The organism is Mycobacterium angelicum, from assembly GCF_002086155.1.
GTDB lineage: Bacteria > Actinomycetota > Actinomycetes > Mycobacteriales > Mycobacteriaceae > Mycobacterium > Mycobacterium angelicum.
The window spans coordinates 1-869 of the sequence record NZ_MVHE01000227.1; the positions used below are offsets into that span (position 1 = coordinate 1).

Here is an 869-nt window from a genome sequence, read left to right on the forward strand (position 1 = left end):
CCCCCCACCCCGTCCATAAACCGCACCCAACGCAGCCGCCTCAACAGGATCACCCACCGCAGTCCCCGACCCATGAAGCTCCACATAACCAACCTCCTCAGCACCCACCCCCGCAGCAGCCAACGCCGCTGCAATCACCTCAGCCTGCGCAGCCTCCGAAGGAACCGTGATACCCGCATGACCACTGCCCGCATTGATCGCACTCCCCCGAATAACCCCATAAATCCGATCACCCGAACGCACCGCATCAGCCAACGACTTCAACACCACCACCCCACCACCCTCACCCCGCACATACCCATTCGCCCGCGAATCAAAGACATAACACCGCCCATCCGGCGAAAGCGCATCAAACTTCGCCGTCCGCACACTGTGATGCCGCGACAAAATCAAATTCACACCACCCGCCAACGCCACCCCACACTCCCCACGCCGCAAACTCTCACACGCCAAATGAACCGCCACCAACGACGACGACTGACCCGTATCAACAGTCAAACTCGGCCCCGACAAACACAACGCCCGAGAAACCCGATTAGCAATCAAACTCCGACCCATACCCGTATGCAAATACGGACTAATCTGCTCATCCGGAACAGTCCCCATCAAATCCGCAAAATCACTCGCCATCACACCCAAAAACACACCCACCGACAACGACCTCACCCCATCAACAACAACCCCCGCATCCTCAAACCCCTCCCAACACAACTCCAACGCCAAACCCTGCTGCGGATCCATCGACGCCGCCTCCCGCGGCGAAATCCCAAAAAAACCCGCATCAAACTCACCACAACCCTCAATCAAACCCGCCCGACCCACACCAATACCCCGACCCACCGGCACCACACCAACCGCCTCCACCCCCC

The 869-nt window shown here is 59.3% G+C and carries 1 protein-coding gene; it reads right to left on the minus strand.

Annotation, left to right across the window (positions count from 1 at the left end; translation table 11 throughout):
- The coding region (locus BST12_RS29135; RefSeq protein WP_342746520.1) for a beta-ketoacyl [acyl carrier protein] synthase domain-containing protein at window positions 1–864 on the minus strand (864 nt) is incomplete at its 3' end.
- Window positions 865–869: the final 5 nt, after the last annotated feature.